Raw genomic sequence first — 17,332 nt, forward strand, 5'->3', positions numbered from 1 at the left:
TGAAATCGGTAAGCAGCAGCCCTGAATGATTGGCTGCCACAGGGTCCGACCGCAGTGGCGGGAGAAAGATCGGGTGAATTGGCGAAGCGCTGTACGGGCTTGCCGCAAGGGTCGCCGCGCCAAAGCTCTACGGCCGGCGCAGCGCCGCCTGCCTAGAGGTTCTCGTAGCGGTTCATGTCGAGCACGCCGGCCTCCACTGGCTCGTGCTCGCGGATGTGCGCCGTCAGGTCATGGAAATATTGCCAGAACTGCGGATGGGTACGGCGAATGCCCCAACGCTCGACGATCTTCTCGAAGGCTTTAGCGTCGCGGGCCTGCTCCATGGCGGTCACGAAGTCCGGCACCTGGGCCGCGGCTACCGAAAACATGAAGTTCGGGTAGCTGCTCAGCACCTCCGGGTACACCGTCAGGGTGTCCAGACGCGGCTGGTAGCGCAGCTCCTCGCCGAGCATGAAGGCCACATTGCTGTGAGCGCGATTGCGCAGCAGGCTGTAGACCTCACGGCGCCCACCCTCGCCCTCGACCCTCAGCAGCGTGGCCTCCGGCAGTTGCTCGATCACCCTGAGTTGTGCGGCCGGCTTCGATGCCAGGCGGCTCAGCGCCTGCTCTGCCTGACGCAGCTCGGCCGGCAAGCCATCGCGATAGCAGTGCTCGCCACCGCACCGATTGATCGGGTCACGCCGCGCATTCAGGCCATCGAAGCGCTGCAGCAACTGTTCGGCGAACTGATGCTTGGGATCGTCACCGCCCAAGGCCAAGCCGCTCGGCGTCTTCTTGTCCAGCGGGTAGTAATCCATCCACGCCTTGAGCTTGCCGCTGTACTGATACCAGTCGTCGAAGATCGACATGCGCGCATCGGCCGGCATCAGGCGCAGGAAGTTCTGCTCGGCGCCATTGCGGATCAGGTCGAAGTACAGGCGGGTCTGCGCCTGGTGCGAGACATTGCCGAACACGTCGAAATTGACCACCAACTGGTAATAGGTGCGTTCCAGCAGCGGGTAATCCATCCACCAGAGGGTCTGCGGAATCTCGCCGATCAGGCCTTTGCGCACCGAAGCGCTGTCATGCTGACGGAAGATCGACAGCAGCGCGTTGTCATTGCCCTGCCAGATCTGCGACCACTCTGATGGCGGTGCCTCGTGATAGCCGTCAGTGCGCAGGGCCTCGTAGGCGTTGCGCTTGTCGCGGTAGCTGCGCCACAGGCCCAGCAGATCGCCGATCTCGTCGAGCTGGCCGGGCATGGCCAACAGCGGCGTGGCTTCGCCGCGATAAGCCGGGTCGGTGATGTACAGATCGTGTTGCGGGTCCTGGAAGAAAACCCAGAAATTGTCGCGGATCACGTCGGTGGCGATCTGCCCGCGGCATACGGGCCCACGGATGAAGGTGCGCACGAAGTATTCGGCGTTATCGAGCATGAACTGATAGCGCGCCTGGGCGGGAATCGCCTCGAATGCCAGGAACGGGTTGGAGCGATGCTGCACGCCATACCCCGGCAGCGTAGCCACCTGCCAGTCGGTGCCGAAGAACAGCTCGCTCACATGCGCAAGCTTGGCGGCGCTGAGCGGATAAGTGATGTGGGTCTTGTGAACGATCACACCCTGGATCGGCATCAACCGATAATAGATGTCGGTACCCGGATCATCGTTGGGGCGCCGCGTGGCGATGATGTCCACTGGCTGGCCGCTGGGCGTGCGCGAACGCACCAGCTGGAAAAAGTGCCCGGCCTCGCCACCTTCGAAATACAGATGGGCGAGAAACAGATGCTCATAGATCCAGCGGCTGACCAGTCGCTGTTCGTCACCGTCTGCATTGAGGAAGCGTTCCCAGTCGGCGACCTGTTTGGCTTCAGCGGGGCTGGCCTGCAGCGCCTGCGCGTCGACCGGCGCGCCCTGCTGCAGCCAGCGCTGCACCGTCTGGTAATCCTGTTCGGTAAGGCCGGTAACGGCGAACGGCATGCCGGCCATGGGGTTCTTGCTAGCGAAGTCGGCGAACTCGCCCGGCAGCGCGCACTGGTTGGCGCGCTCGATGCTGATGTCCAGATCCTTGGGCAACTTGCTGTTGGCCGGCAGCGGTGTGGCGTGGCCCAACTCGAGCATGCGCGCCATCAATGCAGCCTGGCCGCCCTGCTGCTCCAGCACCGAATGGAAATCCTTACGGCGCCAGGCCGGCGCGCCATGGGCGTCCATAAACAGCCGCGTGGTCGCTTGAGTATGGGTACGCGTGCCATCGTAAACCGCCGCCTTGCTGGCGCCGCGCTCGGCTCCCTCGCCGCTGCCCAGGTTGAGCTGACATGGCGCATCGTAGCAGGCATGGCAGGCTACGCAGTTCTGCGTAAAGATCGGCTGGATGTCGCGGCTGTAGGAAATGTCCTGGGCCATTGTCAGCGGGCTGATCAGAACGAGGCAAAGGGTCAACAGCAGCCGGCAGCGCATGGCACAAATTCCACGAAATTGGCCGCGCATTCTAGCCGTCTCGCCTGTGCCATCGCTATGCCTGCATGCCACCGGACGCCATCGGCAACATGAACATAATTCATGCAGAAGTGCGCGACGCAGAAATGCCGTCAAGGTTTGTTATCATCAGTGGCCTTGTCGTAGCCTCCCGTTCAGAGCCTTTTCCATGCCCTTGTCAGATCGCAGCGCCCGCCTACAAGCACTTCAGCAAGCCCTCAAGGAACGCATCCTGATCCTCGACGGCGGCATGGGCACCATGATCCAGAGCTACAAGCTCGAAGAAGCCGACTACCGCGGCGAACGCTTCGCCGACTGGCCGAGCGACGTCAAGGGTAACAACGACCTGCTGCTGCTGACCCAGCCGCAGATCATCGCCGCCATCGAGAAGGCTTACCTGGATGCCGGCGCCGACATCCTGGAAACCAACACCTTCAACGCCACGCAGGTGTCCCAGGCCGATTACGACATGGAGTCGATCGTCTACGAACTGAACGTCGCTGGCGCCCGCGTGGCCCGTGAAGTGGCCGACGCCAAGACCCTGGAAACCCCGGACCGGCCGCGCTTCGTCGCAGGCGTTCTCGGCCCAACGAGCCGCACCTGCTCGATCTCCCCGGACGTCAACGATCCCGGCTACCGCAACGTCACCTTCGACGAGCTGGTGGAGAACTACACCGAAGCCACTCGCGGCCTGATCGAGGGCGGCGCCGACCTGATCCTGATCGAGACCATCTTCGACACCCTCAACGCCAAGGCGGCAATCTTTGCCGTGCAACAGGTGTTCGAGGAAGACGGCGTCGAACTGCCGATCATGATCTCCGGCACCATCACCGACGCCTCCGGCCGCACCCTGTCCGGCCAGACCACCGAAGCGTTCTGGAACTCGGTGGCCCACGCCAAGCCGATTTCCGTGGGCCTGAACTGCGCCCTTGGTGCCGCCGACTTGCGCCCCTATCTGGAAGAGCTGTCGAACAAGGCTGGCACCCACGTCTCCGTGCACCCCAACGCTGGCCTGCCCAACGCCTTCGGTGAATACGACGAAACCCCAGCGCAGATGGCGGCGGTTGTCGAAGAGTTCGCCGCCAGCGGCTTCCTCAATATCATCGGTGGTTGCTGCGGCACCACGCCGGGGCATATCCATGCCATTGCCGAGGCGGTCGCCAAGTACCAACCGCGGCCGATCCCGGACATCCCCAAGGCCTGCCGTCTGTCCGGCCTGGAGCCGTTCACCATCGACCGCAAGTCGCTGTTCGTGAACGTCGGCGAGCGCACCAACATCACCGGTTCGGCCAAGTTCGCCCGGCTGATCCGTGAAGAGAATTACACAGAGGCGCTGGAAGTCGCCCTGCAGCAGGTAGAAGCCGGCGCCCAGGTGATCGACATCAACATGGACGAGGGCATGCTCGACTCCAAGGCGGCCATGGTCAGGTTCCTCAACCTGATCGCCGGCGAGCCGGACATTTCCCGCGTGCCGATCATGATCGACTCCTCCAAGTGGGAAGTGATCGAGGCGGGCCTCAAGTGCATCCAGGGCAAGGGCATCGTCAACTCGATCTCCATGAAGGAAGGCGTCGAGCAGTTCAAGCACCACGCCAAGCTGTGCAAGCGCTATGGCGCCGCCGTGGTGGTGATGGCCTTCGACGAGGTCGGCCAGGCCGATACCGCGGCGCGCAAGAAGGAAATCTGCCAGCGCAGCTACGACATTCTGGTGGACGAAGTGGGCTTCCCGCCGGAAGACATCATCTTCGACCCGAACATCTTCGCCGTGGCCACCGGCATCGAGGAGCACAACAACTACGCCGTTGACTTCATCGAAGCCTGCGCCTTCATTCGCGACAACCTGCCCTACGCCTTGAGTTCGGGCGGCGTGTCCAACGTCTCGTTCTCGTTCCGCGGCAACAACCCGGTGCGCGAAGCGATCCACTCGGTGTTCCTCTACTACGCCATCCAGAATGGCCTGACCATGGGCATCGTCAACGCCGGCCAGCTGGAAATCTACGACGAGATTTCCAAAGAGCTGCGCGACAAGGTCGAAGACGTGGTGCTCAACCGCACCCCGGGTGGCACCGATGCGCTGCTGGCGATCGCCGACAACTACCGCGGCGGTGGCGCGACCAAGGAAGTCGAGAACGAGGAGTGGCGTTCGCTGCCGGTCGACAAGCGCCTGGAACACGCCCTGGTCAAGGGCATCACCGCCTTTATCGTCGAAGACACCGAAGAGTGCCGCCAGCAATGCGCGCGCCCCATCGAGGTCATCGAAGGCCCACTGATGAGCGGCATGAACATCGTTGGCGACCTGTTCGGCTCGGGCAAGATGTTCCTGCCCCAGGTGGTCAAATCCGCTCGCGTGATGAAACAAGCGGTCGCCCACCTGATTCCCTTCATCGAAGCCGAGAAAGGCGACAAGCCGGAAGCCAAGGGCAAGATTCTCATGGCCACGGTAAAGGGCGACGTGCATGACATCGGCAAGAACATCGTCGGCGTGGTGCTCGGCTGCAACGGCTACGACATCGTCGACCTTGGCGTGATGGTGCCGGCAGAGAAGATTCTGCAGACCGCCATCGCCGAGAAGTGCGACATCATCGGCCTGTCCGGCCTGATCACTCCGTCGCTGGACGAAATGGTCCACGTCGCCAAGGAAATGCAGCGCCAGGGCTTCACCCTGCCCCTGATGATTGGCGGTGCGACCACCTCTAAGGCGCACACGGCGGTGAAGATCGACCCGCAGTACAGCAACGATGCGGTGATCTACGTCACCGACGCTTCGCGCGCCGTGGGCGTGGCCACCCAATTACTGTCCAAGGAGCTCAAGCCCGACTTCGTGCAGCGTACTCGCGATGAATACATGGTGGTGCGCGAGCGTACCTCGGCCCGCGCCTCGCGTACCGAGCGCCTGAGCTATGACAAGGCCGTCGCCAACAAGCCGACGTTCGATTGGACCAGTTACACCGCGCCGAAGCCACGCTTCACCGGCGTGAAAGTACTTGAAGATATCGACCTCAACGTGCTGGCCGAGTACATCGACTGGACGCCGTTCTTCATCTCCTGGGACCTGGCCGGCAAGTACCCGCGCATCCTCACCGACGAAGTGGTCGGCGAAGCCGCCACCAGCCTGTTCAACGACGCCAAGGTGATCCTCAGGAAGCTGATCGATGAGAAGCTGATCAAGGCCCGTGCCGTGTTCGGTTTCTGGCCGGCCAATCAGGTGCGCGACGACGACATCGAAGTCTATGGCGACGACGGCCAGCCGCTTGCCACCCTGCACCACCTGCGCCAACAGACCATCAAGCCCGACGGCAAGCCGAACCTGTCCCTGGCTGACTTCGTCGCGCCGAAGGACAGCGGCGTCAGCGATTACGTCGGCGGCTTTATCACCACCGCCGGCATCGGTGCCGAGGAAGTGGCCAAGGCTTACGAGGTCAAAGGCGACGATTACAACGCGATCATGGTCAAGGCGCTGGCCGACCGCCTCGCCGAGGCGTGCGCGGAGTGGCTGCACGAGCGCGTGCGCAAGGAGCACTGGGGTTACGCGACGGACGAGCAACTGGACAACGAGGCGCTGATCCGCGAGCAGTACAAGGGCATCCGCCCTGCCCCCGGCTACCCGGCCTGCCCGGATCACACCGAGAAAGGTACGCTGTTCAAACTGCTGGACCCCGAAGCGGACTACAACCAGGCGGGCCGCAGTGGCGTGTTCCTCACCGAGCACTACGCCATGTTCCCGGCGGCCGCGGTCTCCGGCTGGTACTTCGCCCACCCCGAGGCGCAGTACTTCGCCGTCGGCAAGGTCGACAAGGATCAGATCGAAAGCTACACCGCGCGCAAGGCACAAGACATCGCCATCAGCGAACGCTGGCTGGCGCCGAACCTCGGTTATGACGACTGAGCCAACACAAGGACCTGCGAACCCGCGCGGCGCCAGTCGCCGGGTTCTTTCTCTGCAAGGACGTACCCATGTACTACCGACTTCCCGCCCTCTTTCTGTTCGCCCTGCTGACCGGCTGCGGCACCATCGCCTTCGACCCGCCAGTGTTCGACCTGGCTGCTTCCAAGATCGCTGATTTCCCGGTCAAAGGAACGATCGCCATCGAAAATGCCCAGCCTGCGACCGAGCCGATAATTCTGCATTCGCAAAGCGGCACCCGCCTGCAGTCGAACTACCACGAAGTTACCAAGACCATGGTGACTCAGGCCCGCTTCGAACTGGCGCGCCATGGCAAGGTCAGCGCAGGAAGCGACAAGCGCATCGATCTCAAGGTCACGCACCTGGAGAGCCGCTACATCTTCTTCTACTGGAAAGGCACCATGACCTTCACCGTCAGCCTGGATGATGGGCAACGCTTCGAAATGACCATCAATCACGCTACGGGCGCCAGTGCCCAGCAGGACCTCAGCGGCTCGATCGCCGACGGCGTGGTGGCCCTTTACAAAGACCCGCGGGTACTCGCCTACCTCGCGAAATGAATCCATTGAACGACCGGACTGCCATGACCGACACAACGACCTACCTGCTCGACCAGCTGGAAACCGCCGACATGCTGGTCATCGATGACCTGCACGCCTTCGACTTCCAGCTCGACGACGCGCTACTCGATCAGGCCGATGCGGCCGCTGAGGCGAACGAGGCGTTCGCCAGCGAGGCGGTTGTATTGTCTATCGAGGCCCAAGACGGCCGCGAACGCAAACGCTGGCAGTTCAGTTACAACGCGGTGATGGAAGCGCAATACCTGGCAGCAGAAGACAGTTGGCGCATTGGCGAACACCATCTGACCTGTCTCGCTGCGGTGAGCAGCGACGCAGAAGACTGATCGCGCCACGGATGATCATCTTGCAGCGCATCGCGCCACCCCTCTGGGCGCCGGATTTCGCCCGGCACCGCATACTGCTGGATGGGCCTCAGGCCGAGAAAGCACGAAAGGCGTTTGCGCCTCTGCTGAGTTCGCTTTATGAGCAATTGCAACGGCGTCTTGATGCCTACGTCAATGACCCTGAGCAGTGCTTCCCCGAAATCGATGCTTTTCCCTGCCGCAATAATCTTGCCGGCACGTACTACATTGAGTCGGAAACCTACGAGGTCTGCGACGAGGGCTACCGGCTGTGGATTCAGGTTCGCTGCCAAGAGAAGCCCAGTCATCCTGATCAGCAAGAACGCGGCTATGACTATCTGGGCTTGGAGGCCATCTGCAGTCTGGCTCCAGGCGGCCGCGAAGCTTTTATCGACGAGGGTTTCAACAGCAGCAGTATCTGAGTCGCATCAGGACAAATCTGAAGACGAGCGGCGCACGATCTTGATCGAGTGCTTGAGGGTCGGCTTGCGCGTCACGCTGATCGCCTTGCGGGTCACGGTGTCGAGGGTAATGTTCCAGAAACCGCTGCTGGGCACGGTGATCTTGGCCGGAAACTTGTCGAACGCGCCGCCGTGATACGTATGGCGACCACCATTCTTGAAACTGCGAAAGTTCGCATCGTTCATCAGGCGGATATTGCAGGGTTGCGAGCATTCGATGATGACCAGGTCATCTTCGTTGAGGTGCTCGCGCTGGTGGATGTACTTCATCAGGCGCTCCTCGGGGTTTCAGGGCGCTAGCATGACTTACCAGCCGCCAGACAGCAAAGCCCGCGACCGCTCCAGCCCCAGATAACTGACGAGAATGCGCTGCCAGCTGCCATCGCGATGCATGTCCTCGAACGCCGCCGTCATCTTCTGCGACAGCGCCTCGGCACCTTCCAGTTTGAGGCTGCCAGCGATATGACTGCGCGTGCTGCTCAGCGGCTTGCCAGCCAGCAGCGGCGCCTGGGCATTCATTTCGCGCCATAGATAGAAAGCCCGCAAGTCGATCTCGTACCAGGCCACCACGCGGCCGCTGCGCAGCAGCTCGGCAGCTTGCAGCGGATCGGTGACCTCCACCACACGCTGGTCGCCACTTTGGATGCGTTTCAGTTCATCAGCGCGCGGGGTGCCGGCCATCACCGCCACCGGGCCGGCCCGCAGGGCATCGTTCAGGTTGTCGAAGGTGCGGTCGAGACTGACGAGCACATAGGGCGTGGGCAGCACATCAAGCAGCCAGACGAATCCATTCTCCCGCTCCGGGGTACGCCCCAGATTGAGCACGATGCCATGGGGGTCGCCTTCGGCCTCGCTCAAGACCCTGCGCCAGGGCACACTGCGAAACACGCATTGCTGGGCCGTGCGCGTACACAACTCACGCATCAGCTCACCGAACAGCCCGGAGCCCTTGGCCACGCCGTCGGCGAAGGGCATCTGGCCCTGGCCAACATAGACATTCAACGGCTCCTCCTGAGCGGCGAGAGGGCAGCTCAGGGCGCACATCAGCACCAGAAGGCCACCGATGTGACGAAAACGGGCCATGACATCTCTTGTGCGCACGCGCCAATCCCATAGTGACTAACGAAGCTCGAAACCTGGCGCAGTGTGCATCAGCGCTGGGCAAATGCCTATCAGCCCAATGCCGTATCTAAGAACATCATCACAGCAAACCCGCCCATCAGCCCGAGAGTCGCCGCCGTCTGGTGGCCGTTGCGGTGAGTCTCGGGGATGATCTCGTGGGATACCACGAACAGCATCGCACCGGCGGCCAGACCAAGGCCGATGGGATAAGCCAGCGCATAGCTGCTCGACATGCCGACACCAACCAACGCACCAAGGGGCTCCATCAGGCCACTGGCGGCTGCAATCAGTGCTGCACGCAAGACCGATACACCGATGGTGCGCAGCGCCAGGGCGACAGCCAGGCCTTCGGGAATGTCCTGAATGGCAATGGCGGTTGCCAATGGAATGCCGACCTGCATGTCATCGCCGGCAAAGCCAACGCCAATGGCCATACCTTCCGGCAGGTTATGCAGGGTGATGGCGAACACGAATAGCCATACGCGGCTTAGCCGGCTGCTTTGTGGCCCCTGCGCGCCCGCGCTTTCATGCTCGTGGGGTGTGAAGCGGTCCAGCCCGAGCATCAGCAGCACACCAAGGGCCAGCCCGAGCACCACCGTCGCAGCGCCCCGCAAACCGCTGCCGGTCAACACTTCGGCGGCTTCCAGGCCAGGCAGGATCAGCGAAAAGGAGCTGGCCGCCAGCATCATGCCGGCCGCGAAGCCGAGCATGCTGTCCTGGGTCCTGACGCTGATGTTGCCCAGCGCCAGCGCCGCAAGCGCACCCAGAGCGGTTGCTGCAAAGCCCGCGCCGCCGCCATACAGGGCATAACGAATACGCTCCGGGTGCGCCCCATCGAAGATATTGACCAGACTACTGAACAGCAACCACAACACCACCAACAGAGCAATGCCCAGCCCGGCGGCCACCCACGGAGATTCACGAACCTGGGAAACCCATGCCTGCAGCATGCCATTGCGAGCGGAAAGCGTTTGCATAGAACCTCTTCGTTCAACTCTGGGACAGGCGGCGCACGAGGCCGGCCTTATGTGTGCGACAAGCAGATTATTGTCGACGTTTCACCTGTTCGCCGCCCGGTATTGGGAGGCTGCGGGCAGTCAACGAACCATCACATTGTTGCGGATGATTCTCAATAGTCAGGCAAGGAAAATCTCACCTGCCAGGCACTTGCGCAACGATCCACCACCACAGTTATGCATGCATTCTGACTTAGCACCAAAAGTTCTTTTCTTATATTCAAACATCACTTTTGCGCATAAACCTGAACTGGTATCGTGCCCCGGCTCCGCATGAGGAGTGCGCGGCCGTGCGCGCAGATTTGCTGTAACGGGTCATCGAAGCATTATGCGTGGCGGCTTGCCAGAGCCACGGTAGACGAGCGACAAACCGCTCGCTGCCGAACCAAGCCACACTGTCGCGCCGCAATCGCTCGATCGATCTGGCAAGCAGCCTGATAACAGGATTCCCATGTACGTATACGACCAGTACGACCAGAAAATCGTCGAGGACCGCGTCAAGCAGTTCCGCGATCAAACCCGCCGTTACCTCAGTGGCGAACTGAGCGGCGAAGAATTCCGTCCGCTGCGGCTGCAGAACGGTCTGTACATCCAGCGCTTCGCACCCATGCTGCGCATCGCTGTGCCCTACGGCCTGCTGAACAGCACCCAGGTGCGCAAGCTGGCGCAAATCGCCCGCGATTACGACAAGGGCTACGCGCACATCAGCACCCGCCAGAACGTACAGTTCAACTGGCCGGAACTGGAAGACGTGCCGGAGATTCTCGCCGAGCTGGCCACCGTGCAGATGCACGCCATCCAGACCAGCGGCAACTGCATCCGCAACACCACCACCGACCAGTTCGCCGGTGTGGCCAAGGATGAAATCATCGATCCGCGCCCCTGGTGCGAAATCATCCGCCAGTGGTCGACCTTTCATCCCGAGTTCAGCCACCTGCCGCGCAAGTTCAAGATCGCCGTCAACGGCGCCGCCAGTGACCGCGCCGCCATCGAGGTGCACGACATCGGCCTGGAAGCGGTGAAGAACGCCGCGGGCGAGTTGGGCTTCCGCGTCGCCGTGGGTGGCGGCCTGGGCCGTACGCCGATCGTCGGCAGCTTCATCAATGAATTCCTGCCCTGGCAGCACCTGCTTTCCTATCTCGACGCCATTCTGCGTGTCTACAACCGCTACGGCCGTCGCGACAACAAGTACAAGGCGCGCATCAAGATCCTGGTCAAGGCGCTGACCCCGGAAGTGTTCGCCGAGCGCGTCAACGCCGAGTGGGCGCACCTCAAGGATGGCCCGACCACCCTGACCGACGCCGAAGTGGCCCGCGTCGCTGCGCATTTCGTCGATCCGGCCTACCAGGCGCTGCAGGATCAGGATGCGCAACTCGCCCAGCTCGACGCCGAGCATCCGGGTTTCGCCCGCTGGCGCCAGCGCAACACCTTCGCCCACAAGAAGCCGGGCTATGTAGCCGTCACCCTGTCGCTCAAGCCCACCGGCGTGGCTCCAGGCGATGTGACCGACAAGCAGCTCGACGCCATCGCCGACCTGGCCGATCGCTACAGCTTCGGCGAAGTGCGCAACAGCCATAACCAGAACATCATCCTCGCCGACGTCGAGCAGCAGCAGCTGTTCACCCTGTGGGGCGAACTGCGCGACAAGGGTTTCGCCACGCCGAACGTGGGCCTGCTGACCGACATCATCTGCTGCCCGGGCGGCGACTTCTGCTCGCTGGCCAACGCCAAGTCGATCCCGGTGGCCGAAGCCATCCAGCGCCGCTTCGATAACCTGGACTACCTGTTCGACATTGGCGACATCGACCTGAACATTTCCGGCTGCATGAACGCCTGCGGCCACCACCACGTGGGCCACATCGGCATTCTCGGCGTCGACAAGAAAGGCCAGGAGTTCTACCAGGTGTCCCTCGGCGGCAGCGCCGGTCGTGACGCCAGCCTGGCGCAGATCCTCGGCCCGTCCTTCGCCCAGGACGACATGCCGGACGTGATCGACAAGATCGTCAACGTCTATGTCGAGCAACGCACCGAAGAAGAAAGTTTCATCGACACCTTCCGCCGTATCGGTGTCGCCCCGTTCAAGGAGCGCGTATATGCAGCGAATCATTAAGAACGGCCAGATCGTCGACGAAAGCTGGCACCTGATGCCTAAGGAAACCAGCTTTGAAGAACTGTCCAACTGCGACGACCTGATCGTACCGCTGAACCTCTGGCTCGAACACGGCCATGCCCTCAAGGCCCGCGACGGCGGCTTGGGCGTGTGGCTGGACGCCGAAGAAGAAATCGAGTCGATCGTCGACTCGCTGGACGCCTTCCAGGTCATCGCGCTGAACTTCCCGGCCTTCACCGACGGCCGTCACTCGTCATCCGCTTACCTGCTTCGTACTCGCTACGGCTTCAAGGGCGAGCTGCGCGCCATTGGCGACGTGCTGCGCGACCAGCTGTGGGCGCTCAAACGCTGCGGCTTCGACGCCTTTGCCCTGCGCGAAGACAAGGACGCCGAAGACGCGCTGAAAGCCTTCGAGGAGTTCTCCGAGGTCTACCAGGCCTCCGCCGATCAGCCGCAACCGCTGTTCCGGCGCCGCGCCTAAGAGCCTGCTCACGATCTGCTGCGCGTCGGCCCCACTGCGTTAAAAACAGGCTGGATTGCCAGCCCAGTCAGAATGCTCATTTACATCGACTGTTTTTGCCTGTATGGCTCTAGCTCGCGAGATCGTGAACAGGCTCTAAGAATGAAAAACCCGCCAAAAGGCGGGTTTTTTATGGGCGTTTATCGAGTCTCAGTCGAGCCTGACCAGCACCCGCCCGACCTGCTCGCCCTGCAGGATGCGCTCGATGGCTGCCGGCAGCTCGTTAAGCCCCACTTCGGTCGCCAGGGCTTCCAGGTTCGGCAGTTTCCACTGCAGCGATAGCCGATCCCACATCGACGCCTTGACCACCAGGGGCAGCTCGACCGAATCGACGCCCAGCAGATTTACGCCACGCAAGATAAAGGGCAGCACGCTGGCCTGGAAATCCACGCCGGCTGTCAGCCCGCAACAGGCCACGCTGCCACCGTAACGGGTGGCCTTGAGCACATTGCACAGAATGTCGCCGCCCACGGTGTCCACCGCCCCATTCCACTGCTCGCGTAGCAGCGGTCGCTCGGCGCCACTCTGCAGCTCGAGCCGCGGCACGACCTGGGAGGCGCCCAGGCGCTTGAGCATATCGCCCTGCTGGGCCTTGCCCGTGGCGGCACTGACCTGATAGCCGAGACTGTTGAGCAGCATCACCGCGATGCTGCCCACCCCGCCGGTGGCGCCAGTGACCAGCACCGGGCCGTTCTGCGGCTCGAGGCCAGCCTGCTCCAGCTTGTCGACGCACAGTGCCGCGGTCAGGCCGGCCGTGCCGAGAATCATCGCCTCGCGCAGTGATAGCCCTTGCGGGCGCTTGATCGCCCAGCTGGCAGGCACTCGGATGTACTGACCAAACCCACCGGCGGTATTCATGCCCAGGTCGTAACCCGTGACGATCACCTCATCACCTTCGGTGAATTCGGCGGCGCTGGAATGCTCCACCACACCGGCCGCATCGATGCCCGGCGTATGCGGGTAATGCTTGCTCACGCCGCGCTGGCCGGTGGCGGACAGCGCGTCCTTGAAGTTCAGCGAGGAGTAGCGAACACGGATCAGCAGCTCGCCGGCCGGCAGATCGGCCACGTCGCGATCCACAATCTGCATCGCGAAATGACCTTGGGCGTCGGGCGCCGCTTGCAGCGCAGTGAAACTCGTCATCCAGACCTCCTTGATCCGCCAGAGCGGAGGGTGCGGGTTACCAGAAACGCTGCTGGGTCAGACGCCCCAGCCAGGTCAGGGCAAAGCGATCCAGCGCAACGCTGGCAGCCAGGCCGACACGCTCCTGCAGGGATTTCTTCTGTACATAGTGCAGCTGATAAAGGTCGGCTTCGCGAGCCCGCTCGGCCAGGTATTCGTCACTGGTCTTCAATTCGTCGACCAGCTGCTTCTCCAGCGCTGCCATGCCGAGCCAAACTTCGCCAGTGGCGATCTCGTCGATTTCCAGCTGAGGGCGGTAGCGCGCCACGAAGTTCTTGAACAGCTCGTGGGTGGTCTCCAGATCTTCCTGAAACTTCTCCCGGCCTTTTTCGGTGTTCTCGCCGAACACGGTCAGGGTGCGCTTGTATTCACCGGCGGTCAGCACTTCGAAGTCGATGTCGTGCTTCTTCAGCAGGCGGTTGACGTTGGGCAGCTGGGCGACCACGCCAATGGAGCCGAGGATGGCGAACGGCGCGGAAATGATCCTCTCGCCGATGCAGGCCATCATGTAGCCACCGCTGGCGGCGACCTTGTCGATGCACACCGTCAGCGGCACGCCAGCCTGACGAATGCGCGCCAGTTGCGACGAGGCCAGTCCATAGCTGTGCACCATGCCACCGCCGCTTTCCAGGCGCAGCACCACTTCGTCTTGGGGCGTGGCGAGGCTCAACAGTGCAGTGATCTCGTGGCGCAGGCCCTCGGTGGCCGAGGCCTTGATATCGCCGTCAAAGTCCAAGACGTACACCCGCGATTTCTGCGGCGCCTGCTTCTTCGCCGCCTTGGCGACCTTGGCTTCTTCCTTGCCCAGCGCCTTGAGCTGATCCTTGTCGAGAATCGACTGTTCCAGGCGCTGACGCAGCGCCTTGTAGAAATCATTGAGCTTGGTGACCTGCAACTGCCCACCACTGCGACGCCCGCGGCTGCGCAAAACGGCCACCGCCACCAGCACGACCAGAATGGCCACGACCAGCGTCACCGTCTTGGCCAGAAACCCTGCGTAATCAGCAAGAAACTCCACACACTTCCCCTTTATCCAATCAGCCGCCTCGCGCGGCGGCCTGCGTCGGCCAGCATACCGGCGTGGCCACACAGCCACCAGCCAGCGGCCGGTTTTCAGCCCTGCCGCAGGCAATTCAAACAAACGTATGAATTTTCGTTGACAGCTTCCGCCCATCCCTCCTACCCTCGCCTCACATTCAAGGTTCGCGGGTTGCAGCGTACGTGGGCAGCATCTACCTGATTCGACATGGCCAGGCCTCATTCGGTGCAGAGGATTACGATGTCCTCTCGTCGCTTGGTGAGCGCCAGTCGACCTTGCTCGGCCGCCATCTGGCCGAGACAGGCCTCAAGCTCGATCGCGCGGTCAGCGGCAGCCTGAAGCGTCAGGCCGATACTGGCCGACTGGTGCTCGAACAGCTTGCCGAGGCGCCTGTGCTGCAAACCGATGCAGCCTTCAACGAATTCGATGCCGAAGGGGTGATCCGCGCCCTGCTCCCGGCGCTGCTACCCCACGAGCCCCAGGCGCTGGAAGTCATGCGCAACGCCGCGCACAACCGCGCCGAATTTCAGCGTCTGTTCGTGCGCCTGCTCGATACCTGGATCGGCGGCGACTACGACGCGCCGGCGCTGCAAAGCTGGCAGGCGTTTCTCGATCAGGTGAATGGCGGCCTGCAACGGTTGCTGGATAACGCCCGGCCCCGTGAGCGCATCGCCGTGTTCACTTCCGGCGGCACCATCACCGCCCTGATCCACCTGCTGACCGGCATGCCGGTTGCCAGCGCGTTCGCCATGAACTGGCAAATCGTCAACACCTCGCTAAGCTGCCTGAAGTTCCAGGGCGAGCGGGTGACCCTAGCTTCCTTCAACAGCCATGCCCATTTGCAGCTGTTGAACACCCCATCGCTCATTACCTATCGCTGAGCGACGGTCAACGTGCCCGCGAGGGCGCAGAACAATCGGAAACTACAAGGAAACCATCATGAGCGTCGCAGACATCGTCCAAACCATGAAAGCCAAGTTCAACCCCAGCGCCGCCGAAGGCCTGGACCTGGTTTTCCAGTTCAACATCGAAGATGCCGACAACCACTACCTCATCGTCAAGGACGGCACCTGCGACGTGGGACATGGCGAGCACCCGGACGCCAACGTCACCCTGATCATGGACAAGGAAACCTTCAAAGGCATCACCACCGGTGAGACCGACGGCATGCAGGCTTTCATGGCCGGCAAGCTGCGCGCCGAAGGCGACATGATGCTGGCGCTCAAGCTGAGCGAGCTGTTCTCGGTCTGAGTGCAGATAGTCAGTTCGAATCGCGAAACCGGAATCCCAGGATTCCGGTTTTTTTTGCCCGCTATTTTGGCGGCCACCCCTAGGGTTATCGGCAGAGCCAACCTCGAAATAACTCACGGCATTCTTTGCCCTGCCGCCTGGCGTATCAGCAGGCTTGATTCGCCACCAACAGCTATATAGATAAGCCTGCGCCACGCTTGTGAGCGGCCGCCCAGCTGATTAGATTGACCCGATCATCACCGCCAATGACAACGAGAAGGGATAGGGATGACACTCACCGACCGACCCGGCGCCATCCGCCAGGGCGAAGAACTCGATGCCCGCGCCATCGACGCCTACCTCAAGGCCCATCTAAGCGATCTACAGGGTGAACCGCAGATCAGCCAGTTCCCCGGGGGCGCTTCCAACCTGACCTACCTGTTGCGCTACGCCGACCGCGAACTGGTACTGCGCCGCCCGCCTTTCGGCCGCAAGGCCAAGTCAGCCCACGACATGGGCCGTGAATTCCGTATTCTCAACCAACTCAGAGACGCTTTTCCGTACTGCCCGCAGGCGTTCGTGCACTGCACCGCCGAATCGGTGATCGGCGCCGAGTTCTACGTCATGCAGCGCCTGGACGGCATCATCCTGCGCGCCGACCTGCCGGCAGAGCTGCAGCTCACGGCCGATCAGACCACCTCCCTGTGCAAGAGCTTCATCGACCGCCTGGTCGAGCTGCACCAGGTCGATTATCAACGCTGTGGCCTGGCCGACCTGGGCAAGCCCGATGGGTACGTGGCGCGGCAGATCAGCGGCTGGAGCGAGCGCTACGACAACGCGCGCACCCCCGATGCGCCCGGCTGGCAGGCGGTCCGCAGCTGGCTGCAAGAGAAGATGCCGGCCGACCACCCGCGGCCGGCCATCGTGCACAACGACTACCGCTTCGACAACGTGATCCTCGATGCCAACGACCCGCTGCGCATCATCGGCGTGCTCGACTGGGAGCTGACCACCCTGGGCGACCCGCTGATGGACCTGGGCAACACCCTGGCCTACTGGATCGAAGCGGACGACCCCGCCCCGGTGCAACTGATGCGTCGCCAGCCGAGCAACGCGCCCGGCATGCTGACCCGCCAGGGCTTCGTGGATTACTACGCCGAGCGTGCCGGCATCGAAATCAAGTGCTTCGACTTCTACTACATCTACGGCCTGTTCCGCCTGGCCGGCATCGTCCAGCAGATCTACTACCGCTATTACCACGGGCAAACCGCCGACAAGCGCTTCGCCTCCTTCGTGCAGATGAACGCCTTGCTCGAACAGATGGCCCTCGGGGTCATCGCGCGCTCATCGCTCTGACGCCCTTCCTCTACCGAGAC

The 17,332-nt window shown here is 62.3% G+C and carries 15 protein-coding genes; 9 read left to right on the plus strand and 6 right to left on the minus strand.

Annotation, left to right across the window (positions count from 1 at the left end):
• Positions 1-152 precede the first annotated feature (152 nt).
• Positions 153-2,432 carry a fatty acid cis/trans isomerase gene (locus FB481_RS07920; protein ID WP_147175833.1) on the minus strand — a complete coding sequence of 760 codons (2,280 nt, stop codon included), beginning with the start codon at positions 2,430-2,432 and terminating at the stop codon, positions 153-155.
• 187 nt (positions 2,433-2,619) lie between these two features.
• On the opposite strand from FB481_RS07920, the gene metH reads away from it, so the two are divergent.
• The 4 genes from metH to FB481_RS07940 all read left to right on the plus strand — a co-directional run bounded on the left by metH (position 2,620) and on the right by FB481_RS07940 (position 7,698).
• Entirely contained in the window at positions 2,620-6,336 is a 3,717-nt protein-coding gene (gene metH / locus FB481_RS07925; RefSeq protein ID WP_147175835.1) for a methionine synthase, read from the plus strand.
• Between the two features lie 68 nt (positions 6,337-6,404).
• Positions 6,405-6,914, plus strand: a complete 510-nt coding sequence (locus FB481_RS07930; protein WP_147175837.1) for a hypothetical protein — start codon at positions 6,405-6,407, stop codon at positions 6,912-6,914.
• Positions 6,915-6,937: 23 nt separating this feature from the next.
• Positions 6,938-7,258, plus strand: coding sequence for a DUF5629 family protein (locus FB481_RS07935; RefSeq protein ID WP_093504822.1), 321 nt, complete (start codon positions 6,938-6,940; stop codon positions 7,256-7,258).
• Positions 7,259-7,269: 11 nt separating this feature from the next.
• Entirely contained in the window at positions 7,270-7,698 is a 429-nt protein-coding gene (locus FB481_RS07940) for a hypothetical protein (RefSeq protein WP_147175839.1), read from the plus strand.
• Between the two features lie 6 nt (positions 7,699-7,704).
• On the opposite strand, the gene FB481_RS07945 is transcribed toward FB481_RS07940, so the two are convergent.
• The 3 genes from FB481_RS07945 to FB481_RS07955 all read right to left on the minus strand — a co-directional run bounded on the left by FB481_RS07945 (position 7,705) and on the right by FB481_RS07955 (position 9,836).
• Positions 7,705-8,007, minus strand: coding sequence for a DUF1883 domain-containing protein (locus FB481_RS07945; protein WP_093504826.1), 303 nt, complete (start codon positions 8,005-8,007; stop codon positions 7,705-7,707).
• 36 nt (positions 8,008-8,043) lie between these two features.
• The gene (locus FB481_RS07950; protein ID WP_147175841.1) at positions 8,044-8,820 is read right to left on the minus strand and encodes an ABC transporter substrate-binding protein; all 777 of its coding nucleotides are present in this window, start codon (positions 8,818-8,820) and stop codon (positions 8,044-8,046) included.
• Between the two features lie 89 nt (positions 8,821-8,909).
• A complete protein-coding gene (locus tag FB481_RS07955) occupies positions 8,910-9,836 on the minus strand; it encodes a ZIP family metal transporter (protein ID WP_093504830.1) in 927 nt (308 codons plus the stop codon).
• 490 nt (positions 9,837-10,326) lie between these two features.
• Here FB481_RS07955 and FB481_RS07960 point away from each other — a divergent pair, with 490 nt between their 5' ends.
• Together FB481_RS07960 and FB481_RS07965 are read left to right on the plus strand one after the other, a co-directional pair.
• Complete coding sequence (locus FB481_RS07960; RefSeq protein WP_093504833.1) at positions 10,327-11,985, plus strand: nitrite/sulfite reductase; 1,659 nt, start codon at positions 10,327-10,329, stop codon at positions 11,983-11,985.
• Entirely contained in the window at positions 11,969-12,466 is a 498-nt protein-coding gene (locus FB481_RS07965; RefSeq protein ID WP_147175843.1) for a DUF934 domain-containing protein, read from the plus strand. Before FB481_RS07960 ends, FB481_RS07965 begins: the two co-directional genes overlap by 17 nt.
• 189 nt (positions 12,467-12,655) lie before the next feature.
• On the opposite strand, the gene FB481_RS07970 is transcribed toward FB481_RS07965, so the two are convergent.
• Complete coding sequence (locus tag FB481_RS07970) at positions 12,656-13,648, minus strand: YhdH/YhfP family quinone oxidoreductase (protein WP_093504837.1); 993 nt, start codon at positions 13,646-13,648, stop codon at positions 12,656-12,658.
• A 37-nt stretch (positions 13,649-13,685) separates the two neighbouring features.
• Entirely contained in the window at positions 13,686-14,705 is a 1,020-nt protein-coding gene (gene sohB / locus FB481_RS07975) for a protease SohB (protein WP_147175845.1), read from the minus strand.
• Between the two features lie 203 nt (positions 14,706-14,908).
• Here sohB and FB481_RS07980 point away from each other — a divergent pair, with 203 nt between their 5' ends.
• The 3 genes from FB481_RS07980 to FB481_RS07990 all read left to right on the plus strand — a co-directional run bounded on the left by FB481_RS07980 (position 14,909) and on the right by FB481_RS07990 (position 17,312).
• Entirely contained in the window at positions 14,909-15,607 is a 699-nt protein-coding gene (locus FB481_RS07980) for a histidine phosphatase family protein (RefSeq protein ID WP_147175847.1), read from the plus strand.
• A 55-nt stretch (positions 15,608-15,662) separates the two neighbouring features.
• Positions 15,663-15,977 (plus strand): SCP2 sterol-binding domain-containing protein, encoded by a 315-nt coding sequence (locus FB481_RS07985; RefSeq protein WP_147175849.1) that lies wholly within the window; start codon positions 15,663-15,665, stop codon positions 15,975-15,977.
• A 267-nt stretch (positions 15,978-16,244) separates the two neighbouring features.
• The gene (locus FB481_RS07990) at positions 16,245-17,312 is read left to right on the plus strand and encodes a phosphotransferase family protein (RefSeq protein ID WP_147175852.1); all 1,068 of its coding nucleotides are present in this window, start codon (positions 16,245-16,247) and stop codon (positions 17,310-17,312) included.
• Positions 17,313-17,332 lie beyond the last annotated feature (20 nt).

It is taken from the genome of Pseudomonas sp. AG1028 (assembly GCF_007993955.1).
Classification (GTDB): Bacteria; Pseudomonadota; Gammaproteobacteria; order Pseudomonadales; family Pseudomonadaceae; genus Aquipseudomonas; species Aquipseudomonas straminea.